Genomic DNA, 14235 nt, shown 5'->3' on the forward strand with positions numbered 1-14235 from the left:
TCCCCCACTGATTATCAGCCCTCACCAATTGGGCTTTTACGGGCAGTTGATCTCCCACCTAACTCCTCCGCATTTGCCGAATTTTGAGGTGGGAGTCTTACTGCCCGGCGAATAGCGGGATAAATAAAAAGAGGGCGGATATGCATCCACCCTCGTGTTTTTCATTCATATTATTCTTGCTCTTGCTCGTCCAAAATTTTATCAAAAGCAGCAGATACTTTATCAAACTCTTCATCATTTTCAATGTATGAAAACTCATTATCTTCTTCTACTTTTAAAAAGAAAATATCAATGTCTTCCTCAGATTCTGTTTGAATGTCTTCTACGAAGGCAACTGCAATATATTCTGCACCTTCGACATCCATCGCTCCAAGTACTTCTACTTCCTGATCCTCATTATTCTCATCACTGAGAGTAAACACTTCGCCAACTTCAATATCAGACATATCCATTCTCCTCCTATTCGACTCTAAAAAATAGAGCGCTCAAACTGTATACATACTAACATATCTTTCCATAAAAAATCAATTTCATACATTAGAAAAACAACTGATTCTTCAATAGAATAAGTATTTAGCTAGAAGGAGTTTTATTTGTGAGTGTTATATTACTAAATCCATTCAATAATTGTATCCATAGTCTGTCTTGTTTTATCACGCTTTGGCTCTTCTTTACGGTAACCAAAGGCAACCATAACAGATACTTCAAGATTATCGTCTTTTATAATGCCTTCTTGACGAAGTAAAGAATCTATTTTCTCTTTATCAAATCCTTCTATTGGACAAGAATCAATGCCGATTTGAGCTGCACTCGTCATCATATTACCTAAAGCAATATAAGTTTGCTTAGATGCCCAATCAAATACAGCACGATCGGATTGTAATAAGTTAAAATCTGTTTCCTGGAACTTTTTGAAGAATTCATATCTAATTTTTTGAGTGTCTTCAGGTAATCCAATAATATCGTTCATCATATGTTTAATATACTCTGCATCATAATGCATATCTTTAATATTTCTTGAAAGAACAATGACAAAGTGACTAGCTGTTGCAAGTTGCCCACCAGCGCCCCATGAATACGGTTGTAGTTTTTCTCTTAATTCTTTATTTTGTACGACAATAAATTTCCAAGGTTCATAACCAAAAGAAGAAGGAGATAATCTGCCTGTTTCTAAAATGAAATGGAAATCCTCTTCTGAAATTTTGTGCATAGGATCGAACTCTTTACATGCATGTCTGAAATGGAAAGCCTCCATAATTTTCTCTTTTGTAATTTGTTTTGTATTTGTCATAAAAGTTCCTCTTTTCATTAATTTATTTTTGTAAGTAAATTATATTTTTAAAGTAACATAGATACAAGTACGCACATTTATGTGTTATAGTATCAAAAAAGATACTATTGGTAAGGGAAGGGACTTATGATGGATTGTTCAAACGAAAATAATATAAATTACCCATTTTTAAATAAATATTCTTGTCCAGTGGAAGCTATGGTTGAGGTTATTGGCGGAAAATGGAAAGGGGTTATTTTGTATCATTTATTAGATGGTACAAAGAGATTTAATGAATTAAAAAGATTAAAACCTAATATCACACAAAGAATGTTAACATTGCAGCTGAGAGAACTTGAAGCAGATGGCATTATACATCGTGAAGTATACCGTGAAGTGCCGCCAAAAGTAGAATATTCGTTAACGGAGCTTGGTGAATCACTACGTCCAATGATTCTATTAATGATGGAATGGGCAACTCATAATATGGAGAAAGTTTTGGAGAGTAGAAATACGAAAAATAATAGTTAAGAGTTGTAGAAATAAAAGGTGTTTTCCATATGTGAAGAAACCTTTTATTTTTTACTTTCTTAAATTTTGGTTGTAATTAAAATGCATGTGAATCTATTCTGGGGATGTGCTGTTGGTTTTGCTATGAATTAAAAACTTCCTTTTTAGTAGTAGAAGCTGCATCTAATAAAAGGAAAACAGCTGCTATAATATGTAGAACGACGTCTATATAAGGAAAGAAGGCAACTAGAGTAACGATAATACCTATATAATGAGCGTACGTATTCATGCCTGCTTTGTTAGCTAATAAAATAGTAGTAATATGTAAAGCAATCAATAGTAGTAAAGGTATCCCGTCTAGGTTAATAAAACTTGGAAATAAATAACAACAAGGAAGTAATAATAGGTAATTGGATATTAAATACTTGTGATTTTTAGTAGAATATAATTGTTTTATGTTAACTAATGGTTTCGTTATCTATAAAATAGAAAAACCACCCAAACGAGGGTGGTTCGTATTATAAATAACTATTTAAAGAAGAAAGGGGAACCTTCACCTCACTACCTTCCTTCATATTCCGCAGCATAACGGTTTCTGTACTAAGTTCTTCTTCCCCAATAATAAGCACATAAGGGATGTTTTCCTTATTGGCATAATTAAGGGCCCGTTTTAATTTGCGTCCTGCTAGTTCGAGTTCGACTTTTAAGGAAGTTGTAGAACGTAATTGCTGGGCAATTTGTAAGCATTGTAATTCTGTCCCGAGTGGGATGATAAATACATCCGCTGTAGATGATATTGTTTCTTTCTGCGATAGTGCTGTGTAAATAACGTCTAAACCGAATGAAATACCGACTGTTGGATAGTTAATATTATCACCACGGAATGCTCCGATAATATTATCGTATCGACCACCGCTACCGATGCTGGATGTAATCGAGCCATCTTTTAAAAAGATTTCATACACGGTACCTGTATACATTGTAAGTCCTCGTGCTAAAAATGGATTGAATATAGCATTTTCATTTATTCCAAGGGCAATTAAGTATTGCTGTAATTGTTGTAGTTCGTTTACTCCATCGGCAACGAGTGGAGTATTGAAAGCGTCTTTAAAGTCATTAATTGAAAGCTTTAGACAAGATAAAACGGTATTACATATCGTATCAGCCATTTCTTCAGTAATTCCGCGCTCTAGTACATCTTTTCGTACACCATCAATCCCAATCTTTTCGATTTTGTCTAATGATAAAATGACGTCACTCGTTCGTTCAGTAGGGATGTTAATAGACTGGAGAATACCGTTCAACAATTTTCGGTTATTATATTGGATCGTTACTTCTAAGTTTAACGTTCGGAACAGTTCAAACGCCATACTCATAAGTTCCGCTTCTGCCATGACTGATTCTACACCGGCTATATCAACGTCACATTGAATGAACTCACGAAATCTTCCTTGTTTAATGGGCCCATCTCGAAAGACTTTTCCAATTTCATACCGTTTAAAAGGGAAGCGGATGTTCGGATTCATTGCCACGACTTTTGCGAATGGAATGGTTAAATCATAACGTAAGGCAAGTTCGCGTTTTCCTTGATCTTGAAGTGTATATATTTCTTTTAAAATTTCATCACCGCCGCCGTATTTGTAAGACATAAGCTCATACATATTTAACGTTGGTGTTTCTAACGGTTTACATCCGTATCGTTCAAACGCATCTTCACAGGCTCTTTTAATTTTATTTCGCAACACTTGCTCCTCTGGTAAATAGTCTTTCGTTCCTTTTACATTTTTCATTTCCATTGTAATCACTCCTTTTTAAAATTAAAAAAAGCTATGCAGGTATAAAAATACCCACATAGCTTTATGAACGCTTCGTGGGTCAACAGGAAAAGCCCTGTACCCACGAAGAAAAATTTTTCTTCGGATACACGGCGTTACGTATGATGATGAAGTTGGAAAGAAGTATTAACATTTCGCATGACAAATCTCTCCTTAACATAAGTTTTTCCAAATTATATCAGATGATTTTTGAATTATCAATATTTTTAGTTGTGAAGCGAAATGTATTCAGTGCACATTGCCTACAAGATGTTTTCTGTTCGTGCCATTTTTATCGCTTCTTCACGATTGTTAACACCTAGTTTTGAATAGAGATTTGAGCAGTAATTACGGATTGTTCCTTCAGATAAAAATAGCTTAGCGGCAATAGATTTATAGCGTAATCCGTTTGATAGATGTTCTAAAATTTCCATTTCTCGTTTTGTAAGCCCATATGGAGAAGTTTGTTTAGTTGATTTGATTTTCGCTAATTGCTCACGTTGAATTTTCATTTCTTCAAAAATGCGTGTGGCAACTGATTGGTCAATCCAAGTTCCACCGTTATAAATAAGTTTCAAGGCCTCCTTCATTTCTTGTGGATGAATAGATTTCAACATGTAACCTTCAGCTCCATGTTCGAGTGCTGTTGCTGCTTGTAAGGAATCTTCAAATGTTGTCATAAGTACAATCTTCATATTAGGCCAACGTCGCTTCATTTCTAGTAAAGCCTCAATACCATTCATTTCTGGCATCTGAATGTCCATTAGTACAATGTCAGGTTGTAATTGTTCACATAATTTTAATGCATCAGATCCATCATATGCCTTACCAGCAACAATAAAATCAGTTTGGTGCTCTAAAATTTGCTCTAAACTATTTGTAATAAGTGCCTGATCATCAACGACCAATAAGCGAATGATGTCATGTATAGGTTTTGTTTGTAATGGAATATTACAAATAATTAATGTCCCCTGTTCAACATTAGACTGAACCGATAATGTCCCCTGAACTTGTTCAAGTCGCTCTTTCATTCCACTGAGTCCAAAGCCAAATTGAATTTCTTTCATTCCAATCCCGTTATCTTCAATTTGCAATCGAAGTTGTTGGTCGTCGAAATGTAGTTGAACGGATATGTTGCTCGCTTTACCGTGTCGAACAGCATTTGTTAACGACTCTTGAAGACAACGGTATAGGCAAAAATTCACTTTTTGCATTACAAGGGTTTCGTTTCCGATCATACGAAATGTAACGGTTGTACCTGTAGATTTCATAAATTCATCTGTTAATTGTTGCAAGAATTCACTTAATGAATTACTAAGTGGATTATGAGATAGCTCATGTAGATGCTTTCGAATATCATTTAGACTATGCTGAGCAATACTGATAAGGGAATCAATTCGTTCAAACTGTGAATCCGGTACTGATGATCTTAGTGATGTGACGCCAGCGATGAGAGAAGTAAGTGTATGACCAATTGTGTCATGTAGTTCATGTGACAGTCGATTACGTTCTTCTATTAAAGTAAGCTCTTCAATCCTATTAATATGTTGCTCTAATAGTAATTTTTGCTCTTCAATAATTCGAGATTGCTTATGATACTGAATTAATATATTAAAAGAAATACCAATGGCAAAACCGAGACTACAACTAACGATTAGTTCATATGGCGGTCGGTTGGCAATCCAAGCATTCAATAGCGGAAATGCAAATCCACAAAAAATACCGCTCCATATATAATTATTTCGATTACTACATAGTCCAATAATGATTACGACTAAAATGAAAGACCAAAGTAAATTTGGAGCTACGGATGCTAAGTAAAGATAAAAACAACCCGCAGTGATAATATCGAATGCAGGGTACCATTCTGGCTTCTTATATCGAATAATTAATGGTACAAGGTAAACGACAAAAGTGAGAGAAAGTACAATCATACTTGATGTATGAATGGATGTTGGGAACATAAAATTAGCGCTGATAATAACAATTAGCCAAAATGTTCGTATGAGCACAAATATCCAGTCATACCAAATCCATTCTTTTGTGAATGAGAACATAAATTAAGCACCTACTTGTATTTTAAGATTAATTATTAATGATTCAGATTCATCATGTAACATATCTTTGAAATCGTCAATAGAAAAACAGTCAACAAACTATGTCATATGAAGCAGTTGACAGTTTGTCACATGTTTTATATGACATAGTTGCATAAAGCGTCATAAATAAATTAAAACGTTTTGTCACTATGTGATTTAACAATATTGAAGGTAAGGTGAGGGAGTGAGGCAACAGAAAAATTTAAAATAATAGGAGCGATGCATAATGAAGTCATTTATCTTAAAAAAAGGAACAGCCCTTACTTTAACAGGAGCAATATTGGTTGGAGCGTTAGCGATACCTTCTTATGAAAACGTACATGCGGTAAAGAAAAGGACATCAATTGAACAAGTTATTGATAAAGCTGCCGATGCAAAGAATATTCCAGGAGTTATTGTTACTGTGAAAAATGGAGAGGCAAGTTGGGCATATGCTTCTGGGGAAGGTAATATTGAGAGAAATCATAAAGTAGATGCTGATTCTGCTTTTAGAATTGGGAGCACAACGAAGACCTTTGTAGCTACAGTAGTATTGCAGCTTGCGGGTGAAAAGAAGTTAAGTCTTGATGATACGGTAGAGAAATGGTTGCCGGGACTTATAAAAGGGAAAGGTTATGATGGCAGCAAAATTACGATTCGCCAACTATTAAATCATACAAGCGGAATTGCTGATTACTTGACTCCAGATCTTAAAGAGAAATTAATAGAGAATCCAAGTGAGAATTATACAGCGGAACAATTAATTTCTCGTGCCTTACAATTAGAACCAGTAAAAGGATGGTCATACTCGAATACGAATATGGTTATTATTGGATTACTTATTCAGAAAGTAACAGGGGAATCATATGCTGAGCAGATACAAAAACGAATTATTGATCCTCTTAGTTTAAAAGAAACAGTTCTTCCTGGAAGCTCAATGGATATTCCGAAAAAAAATGCCCGTGGCTATTTAAATACGGGAGATAAATTAGTAGATATTACTTTGTTTAATCCATCGTTTGCTAATGCTAGTGGTGAAATGATTTCGACAGGAGAAGATATGACAACGTTCTTCCGTGCCTTATTAGGTGGTAAATTACTAACACCGGAAATGCAGAAGGAGATGGTGACTCACACAGTAGATACCCCATTAGGAAAGTATGGACTTGGTATTCACGCAACAAAATTACCAGATGGTACTGAAGTATGGGGACATGGTGGTGGTATCCCTGGTTTTACTAACTTTGCTGGTGGAACGAAAGATGGTCAGCATGTTATCTCGATAAATATTAATGTATTAGGCGCAGAGAAACAAATTAATAATATTTTAGCTTCAGAATTTGCGGCAAAATCAAAAAAGGAACCCACTGATAAGGAAAAGAAAAGTAAACATCGAGAAGAAGTACAAAATGTAATGGATCAAGTAGTAACGAATAAAAAAATTCCTAGTGTTATAGCTGGCGGATTAAAGGATGGAAAGCGTTGGTCGTATGCTACCGGAACAGCTAGTTATGAGATGTCACGCCCTGTAGAAACGAATTTTTCGTTCCGTATCGGAAGCATAACGAAGACTTTCACTGCTTCTGTTGTACTGCAATTGGCTGAAGAGAAACAATTAAACCTTGATGATACAGTTGAAAAATGGTTGCCAGGAGTTGTACAGGGTAACGGATATGATGGGAGTAAAATTACAATTCGTCAGTTATTAAACCATACAAGTGGGATTGCAGCATATACTGATTTAGATATGCGAGATATTACATTGCCTCAAAACCCATTTCGTTATTATAGTACCGATGAGCTCATAAGTTTAGCACTTGCAAAGCCGCCTGTATTTGCACCAGGGGAGGGCTGGGACTATTCAAACACAAATACTGTTATAGCCGGGGAAATTATTCGGAAGGTAACAGGAGATACGTATGCGGAGCAAATTAGAAAAAGATTTATTGAACCGCTCGGGTTAAAAGAGACATTTGTAATGGAAGCAAGTTCGCACATACCGGGTAAGCATGCTAATGGATATAATATGGATAGATCAGGTCGTTTATATGATTTGACAGAAATTAATCAGTCATGGGCAAATGCAGCTGGAAATATGGTTTCAACAGTGGAAGATTTGACTACATTCTTCAGTGCACTGTTGGGTGGAAAGCTCTTAAATCAAGAGCTAATGGATCAGATGTTCACAACAGTAGATTCACCTATAAGTAAGGTTGGACTAGGAATTTATGAAGAGAAAACATCAGATGGACAATCGTATTGGGGGCATGCTGGTGGGACTTTTGGATTTGAAACAAGGGTTGGTGGACCTATTGGAGGAGAACATATTTTAGTAACTGCTATTAACGCAGTAGGACCAGAAGTTATTACAGGCAGGGATAAAATATTTAATAAAGAGTTTGGACGTTAAATGTAAAATCGACATCGAGCCTTCCGTTTGAAGGCTCGATGTCGATTTTCTTTATCCCGCATTAACGGGCAGCCCGATTGGTTCAACTAATAATCAGTGGGGGATGAACAAAATTTCCCACTGATTAAAGTTTCACTTTATGTGATTTTAAATTTAATGGGAAATAAAATCTTTGTAGGATGATGCATAAATATATCTACAAAAATGTGAAGTTATGCAGGTAAAATGGAAAAGGGTGTATAATAAAAGAAAACTTAATAATATGAAATAACCTTTTAAGGAGACCGCTATGAAAAAAGATAAAACAAATGCGATGCGAATATTAGATAAAGAAAAGATCGAATATTCGATGATGTCATATGATCCGGACGATGGAAAAATTGATGGCGTGTCAGTAGCTGAGAAAATTGGACGAGAAGTGAGAGAAGTATATAAAACGTTAATCGCTCAAGGGAATAGTAAAAATTATCATGTGTTTATCATTCCAGTAGATGAGGAACTGAACTTGAAAGCTGCCGCAAAAGCGGTTAGTGAAAAGAAGATTGAAATGATTCCTGTAAAAGATATTACGAAAGTGTCAGGATACATTCGCGGTGGTTGTTCACCAGTAGGGATGAAGAAGTTATTTTCAACATGCATTGATGAGAGTGCGCAATCGCTTGAAACGATCATAGTGAGCGGCGGGAAGATTGGTATACAAATTGAGCTGAATGTGGATGACTTAGCGAAAGTGACGAGAGCGCAGTTTGGTGAAATAACGAAATAATGATACATAGGAAAAAAGGTTCTAGTTTTATAGGATAATTAGTCCATTATGGGGGCTGATTAACCTTTTTTATACATTTTTAGGGCTAATATATAGATTTGGATTTTCTGAAAAGAGTATTTGTAAATGATAAAGAATGTTTAAATTATCAAATGAAATTTGACTATAATACGATGATTGTTCTCGAACCACTGCTAAAAATTGATTTTGGTTGCGATTAAGTAATAGTCTTAGTGCACGAAAATTAATAAATTTATTTTCTTCGCAATTATCATTTTCCAGCCTGAATACAAATTTCCATAATTCTTTAAATAAATTTTTACTTAATGCTTCGTTAATTTTACTAAAGTATTTACTTTCCAGGTATCTACTTAAATCTTCATCTTTAACCAAATCATTTTTTATGGATTCAAGATCTAATACAAATGGTACAATCAACTTGTTAGATAATAATGGTGATTTACATAACACGCCATCCAACATGTTTCGCATATGGGATCTTACATTTTCTTTGTTGGGTCTAAATAGAATATCTAGTTGATCTAAAACAGGGTGAGCGGATAAATTTCTATGTCTTTTTAAATGATCTAGATTTTCTTTGTCATGAACCTCAAGTAAGTTAGTTTTAGTATAAATTTCATCTATTAAAACACTCTCCCAATTAGGGCTGTTGGGGTTTTGGTGTTGTTGCTCCCTAATATTTTCTAACCATCTCTTCTCTTATTTCCAGCGAATTCGTATCCTAGATGCTACCGTATTTCAAGTGCCAAATGCTTTAGAGAATGTATATCCAGGCTCTGGAGGATGTGCCCAAACAGCCGGAATCAAAATTCAATTAGAATATGATCTGCACAGTGGGGAATTTCTTAACTCTCAAGTTGGACCAGGGAAAAATAATGACAAAACATTTGGGACGGAGTGCTTAGACACCTTACGACCAGGAGATTTATGTATTCGTGATTTGGGTTATTTTTCATTGGAAGACTTAGATCAAATGGATCAACGAGGTACATACTATATTTCTCGTTTAAAATTAAATACGAATGTATATGTGAAAAATCCAAACCCAGAACACTTTAAAAATGGTGTAATTAAGAAACAATCGGAATACATACAAATCGATGTGAAACAGATTTTGGAACAACTACAGCCCGGGGAAACATTTGAATTAAAAAATGCTTATATTGGTGATAAACAACAACTGTTTGCACGTGTTATTTTTAATCGATTAACAGAAAAACAATTAAAAAAACGACGAACGAAGATCGCAGAAAAAGAAAAAGCAAAGAATAGAACGTACTCAGAGAAAAGTAAAATGGTCGCTGGATTAAACGTGTACGTGACAAATATACCTTGGGAATGGGTTCCGATGGAACAAGTACATGAGTTATATACTTTACGTTGGCAAATAGAAGTTGTCTTTAAAACGTGGAAATCACTCTTCAAGATAGACCATTATCGTAATGTAAAACAGGAACGATTAGAGTGCCAATTATATGGAAAATTAATCGCTATTTTCCTGTGCTCTTCTACTATGTTTAAAATGCGCCAACTTCTTTTACAAAAGAAGAAAAGAGAATTAAGCGAATATAAAGCGATGGGGGATGATCCAAGATTATGTATATCTTTTGTATCAAGCTATACAGAAAGACACTCGAGAAATAACAAAGATTCTAATCCGCCTATTCCACCTACTACAGAAAAATGGACGGAAATCTCATCGATATGAGAAGAAAACAGTCTTTGATATTATGGGTGTTGTCTATGAGTATAGTGGATTTAGAAGACAAAAGAAATCTGCATAATCTTTAAAAATGATACCTACCTAGGTTTATTTAGCATGCTCATTTTTAAGAATAAAAAGTGTTTTAAGAGTGTTGCAGTTTATTTGAACGAAAGTTCATTTTGTTTCCGTTCTTAAGTTGATGGGCATGGGGTCACCATATCATTTTGGGAAAATTGTACTTTTAGACATATTTTGGACACAAATAAACCAATTCCTTAAGGTACAAGGAATTGGTTTATTTGTCTTCATTACTCTTGCTAAAATAATTTGCAAATTATATGTTGTTTTCATTCGATTTTTCCTATGCTAAGGAACTATTGGTAGAAGCAATGATGGATATTTAATTTGTAACTAACATTGTTTTAACTCAGATTTTTGCTCTTGTCTAAAATTATTCCAGATTTTTATTGAGACAAGAGCTATTAAAGTGAATGACATGATAACTAAAACAATACCAACAGCGGATTTACTAAGACTAATTCCAATAAAACTATATAAAACCGTTAAAGGGATATTCGAAATAATTACTGTTAATATATATGTTGAATATTTTAAACCAGCTGTTGCTGATAAAAAGCATATTATGTCGGTTGGGGCTAGTGGACAAATAATTCCTAGCGCTAAAAATTTATAGCTATAAGTGTCCAATAACCTTTTTAATTCGGGATATTTACGTTCTAATGAATGATTATTTTTTTTACTAAAAAACACTTTTGATAATATAAAAATTAAAGTTTGACTTAAAGCTATTCCAGCCATCGATAAAAAAAGGCCGGGCATTGGATCAAATGCTATTCCTCCTAAAACCATAAAGGTTGTTCCTGGAATGAAAAGTAAAGGTCTAACTATCCAAAGAGTAACGAACAATATCATTGCGTACTCTCTATTTTCAGAAATTAATTCCTTCAGCGTATTCATATCGAGCGATAATAAATGATTTTGCTTTAATATATAAATGACAAGGATCCAAATAAATACAATAATAATTTTCTTTTTCAATTTTTCCACCTTCCTCATTTCTTATACATACATCATAAAAAATGAGAATTAAGAAGTACTTTACAAAATCCTTAAGGTTTCTTAACTTTACTATAAAAAACATCACCAAATCAAAAATTCGCCCCGTGATGAAATTAGAACACAAAGTATGAAAATTTATTTTATACTTGCCCTAGAATTTATAACTCCATAAAAAAATGATGGACTCTAACTTAAAAAATATAAACCCTCTTAGGATATTCCAATTAGTATTGATAATCTTGCCTCCTAACTAAACCTTTCCCTTCCTAAAATGATCCAGCAGACGCTTGCGGGTCTTTGTCTCTGTTTAATTCTTTCGACATTCATTTCATAACGCACTTATCATGTTAAGTATTCTTAAGAATTTTACAGATAGTATGTTAAGGATTTATAGATATATTAGTTCATATGGAAAAAGCTTTAAAAAGTATATTGATAATTATAAGTACAGTAAGAAAATATGTTTAACATATCAGGAGGATACAATTATGTTCGATAAAGTATATTGGTTATGTATGGGTGTATTGTACTTAGCTGGAATTATATATGTACTATTTATACCTAAAAATAAAATATATATAGAAAATACGTGTAAAAATAAAAAAAGTAGTTCTCATACTACATTTTATTTTATTATAGGAAAATTTTTTATGATTACATCTTTTAGTGTTATCTTATCCTTTATAGTATCACAATTTCTACGTTTCTAATCCTAAATGCTATGTAAAAGATTAAAGCCAATATCTCATTGATTAGTTGAGATATTGGCTTTTCGTTACCAAATGAATGTATATAGTTTTAAACGAAAGAAAGTGCAGTATTAGAAAAAGTCTGCGAGAAAAAAATAAAAACTAAGCATGGGAATCAAAAAAATTCCTACCAAAATAAATAGAACTCCAACATGAATAAAAATGAGAAGTATAACTATCCATATAGCAGTTAATAACAATAATGCATATTTCGTGTTTCCAGATATAAACCCTTTCAGCTCATCTATATTAAGCGGTAACAAATGATTTTGTTTCATTATATAAATAGTAAGGATCAATAAGACTATAATAGCAACATTCTTTTTCAATTTCTTCACTCTCCTCATCGCTTTCAATACATACATGATAAGCAATAGGAATTAAGAAACACTCTTTAAATTCCTTAAGGATTCTTAAACTACTAAAAAAAGGGTTATGGAATTAAAAATCCCATAACCCTTTATATTTGTATTGGATGTTCAACAACAAAGCTCATTCGACCTTCTTTATATTCTGCATAAATGTTTCCATTATGAAGCTCAACAATCCTTTTAGAGATAGCAAGTCCAATACCAGTCCCTTGATTATTCATTCTAGCTTTATCACCCGTAAAAAATCGCTCAAATAATTTATTTACATTATCTATGGGCGGATTCTTAACTTTATTTGATACTTTCAAAATTGCTTTGTTACCAACTAATTCTAGATGTATTGATAATTCAGACGGTTTGAAACTGTATTTTATGGCATTTATAAACACGGACCATTTTTTCTATATCTATACACACTAGTATCTCCTCATCCGTTATTGATTTTTTGATATTTAAATTTTCCTTTTCAAATATAGGAATGTACTCACCAACTATTTGCTCTAATAAGCCCACCAAATCAATCTTTTTCAAATTCAGCTGAAAATCAGGGCTTGATAAACGAGTGTATTCAAACAGTTCATCAATTAAATGTTTCAGTCTCTGTGATTTTGAATAAATAGTTTCAATATATTCTTGAAGTTGTGTTCCGCTGTCATATTTTCCTTTTTTTAATAAATCCAAATAACCTATAATTGATGTCAAAGGTGTACGTAAATCATGGGATACATTTGTAATAAGTTCATTTTTTGCCTTTTCTAATTCCCTTTCGTATTTAAACTTATTCTCTAATTCTTTAGACATATAATTAATATTTTGTGCAAGCTGAGACAATTCATCCCTATTTTATTTCAAATTAGTCTTCCAAAGTATCTTGTACATGATACAAGGTTTCGACATTTAAAAATGTAATTCCTTTTCGCAATTTGTTTTTATAAGCGATTATTTAAATAGAGAGGAGAGGGAAGTAAATAAGGATCAATAAGAAAAAGGTTAATTTTGAAAAATTACGTCCATTATGGGAAACTAAAATTAATAGAAAGTAATAAAAACCCGATTCTTTAAATACATGAGAATCGGGTTTTGTATGTAAAATATTTCCTTAACGTACAATTTTCTTTTTTGGGGAGTCAATAACAAGTGAATGAAGTATGTAGCAGGTAAAATTGAAATGAACACAAAGATAGGTTTTGCTAAAAAGATGAGTAGCGCCCCTGCGATAAGAGTCCCTAAGCCCCATGATGTAGGGTTAAATGTATTTTCATCACAAATTAAAGTGCCCTCATCCTCATTTGTCAATTTCCATACTTGTGCTAAGAGTGAAGCTACTAGTAAGCCTACTCCGAAAGTAATGTACATAAAACCGAAAACATAGTTAATTTCCATGGTAAATTCTCCTTTCGAAAAAATGAATATATATATACGGTAGGTGAATAAATTTGCTATTGCAATACCTAAAAATCG

The 14235-nt window shown here is 33.4% G+C and carries 11 protein-coding genes and 2 pseudogenes; 4 read left to right on the forward strand and 9 right to left on the reverse strand.

Going from position 1 to position 14235, the window contains the following annotated elements; genetic code table 11:
- Positions 1 to 170: 170 nt before the first annotated feature.
- Together QCI46_RS10870 and QCI46_RS10875 are read right to left on the reverse strand one after the other, a co-directional pair.
- On the reverse strand, positions 171 to 452 hold the full coding sequence (locus tag QCI46_RS10870) for a DUF1292 domain-containing protein (RefSeq protein WP_002008111.1): 282 nt from the start codon (positions 450 to 452) through the stop codon (positions 171 to 173).
- 158 nt (positions 453 to 610) lie between these two features.
- Positions 611 to 1291 carry an NAD(P)H-dependent oxidoreductase gene (locus QCI46_RS10875; RefSeq protein WP_327959338.1) on the reverse strand — a complete coding sequence of 227 codons (681 nt, stop codon included), beginning with the start codon at positions 1289 to 1291 and terminating at the stop codon, positions 611 to 613.
- Between the two features lie 129 nt (positions 1292 to 1420).
- Between QCI46_RS10875 and QCI46_RS10880 the strand changes: the two genes are divergently transcribed.
- Positions 1421 to 1801: a winged helix-turn-helix transcriptional regulator gene (locus QCI46_RS10880; RefSeq protein WP_000340656.1), complete on the forward strand. Its 381-nt coding sequence runs from the start codon at positions 1421 to 1423 to the stop codon at positions 1799 to 1801.
- A gap of 121 nt (positions 1802 to 1922) precedes the next feature.
- Here the strand turns inward: QCI46_RS10880 and QCI46_RS10885 are convergent, their stop codons facing one another.
- The 3 genes from QCI46_RS10885 to QCI46_RS10895 form a co-directional block, all read right to left on the reverse strand.
- Positions 1923 to 2198: a hypothetical protein gene (locus QCI46_RS10885; RefSeq protein ID WP_353841859.1), complete on the reverse strand. Its 276-nt coding sequence runs from the start codon at positions 2196 to 2198 to the stop codon at positions 1923 to 1925.
- A gap of 100 nt (positions 2199 to 2298) precedes the next feature.
- On the reverse strand, positions 2299 to 3576 hold the full coding sequence (locus QCI46_RS10890) for a histidine--tRNA ligase (protein WP_353840214.1): 1278 nt from the start codon (positions 3574 to 3576) through the stop codon (positions 2299 to 2301).
- Positions 3577 to 3857: 281 nt separating this feature from the next.
- The gene (locus QCI46_RS10895) at positions 3858 to 5651 is read right to left on the reverse strand and encodes a hybrid sensor histidine kinase/response regulator transcription factor (protein ID WP_353840215.1); all 1794 of its coding nucleotides are present in this window, start codon (positions 5649 to 5651) and stop codon (positions 3858 to 3860) included.
- Positions 5652 to 5919: 268 nt separating this feature from the next.
- On the opposite strand from QCI46_RS10895, the gene QCI46_RS10900 reads away from it, so the two are divergent.
- Together QCI46_RS10900 and ybaK are read left to right on the forward strand one after the other, a co-directional pair.
- Positions 5920 to 8082, forward strand: a complete 2163-nt coding sequence (locus QCI46_RS10900; protein WP_353840216.1) for a serine hydrolase domain-containing protein — start codon at positions 5920 to 5922, stop codon at positions 8080 to 8082.
- A 289-nt stretch (positions 8083 to 8371) separates the two neighbouring features.
- Positions 8372 to 8848, forward strand: coding sequence for a Cys-tRNA(Pro) deacylase (gene ybaK, locus QCI46_RS10905; protein WP_353840217.1), 477 nt, complete (start codon positions 8372 to 8374; stop codon positions 8846 to 8848).
- A gap of 69 nt (positions 8849 to 8917) precedes the next feature.
- Here the strand turns inward: ybaK and QCI46_RS10910 are convergent, their stop codons facing one another.
- Positions 8918 to 9340, reverse strand: coding sequence for a hypothetical protein (locus QCI46_RS10910; RefSeq protein ID WP_353840218.1), 423 nt, complete (start codon positions 9338 to 9340; stop codon positions 8918 to 8920).
- Positions 9341 to 9551: 211 nt separating this feature from the next.
- On the opposite strand from QCI46_RS10910, the pseudogene QCI46_RS10915 reads away from it, so the two are divergent.
- Positions 9552 to 10653 (forward strand): annotated as a pseudogene (locus QCI46_RS10915) (IS4 family transposase); the annotation flags it as partial.
- A 332-nt stretch (positions 10654 to 10985) separates the two neighbouring features.
- Here the strand turns inward: QCI46_RS10915 and QCI46_RS10920 are convergent.
- From QCI46_RS10920 to QCI46_RS10930, 3 genes and pseudogenes are all read right to left on the reverse strand, one after another.
- Complete coding sequence (locus tag QCI46_RS10920; protein ID WP_353840219.1) at positions 10986 to 11633, reverse strand: TVP38/TMEM64 family protein; 648 nt, start codon at positions 11631 to 11633, stop codon at positions 10986 to 10988.
- 1230 nt (positions 11634 to 12863) lie between these two features.
- Positions 12864 to 13614, reverse strand: a pseudogene (locus QCI46_RS10925) (sensor histidine kinase); the annotation flags it as partial.
- A gap of 189 nt (positions 13615 to 13803) precedes the next feature.
- Positions 13804 to 14157 (reverse strand): hypothetical protein, encoded by a 354-nt coding sequence (locus QCI46_RS10930; RefSeq protein ID WP_353840220.1) that lies wholly within the window; start codon positions 14155 to 14157, stop codon positions 13804 to 13806.
- Between the last annotated feature and the right edge of the window lie 78 nt (positions 14158 to 14235).

It is taken from the genome of Bacillus cereus group sp. RP32 (assembly GCF_040459735.1).
Taxonomy (GTDB): Bacteria; Bacillota; Bacilli; order Bacillales; family Bacillaceae_G; genus Bacillus_A; species Bacillus_A wiedmannii.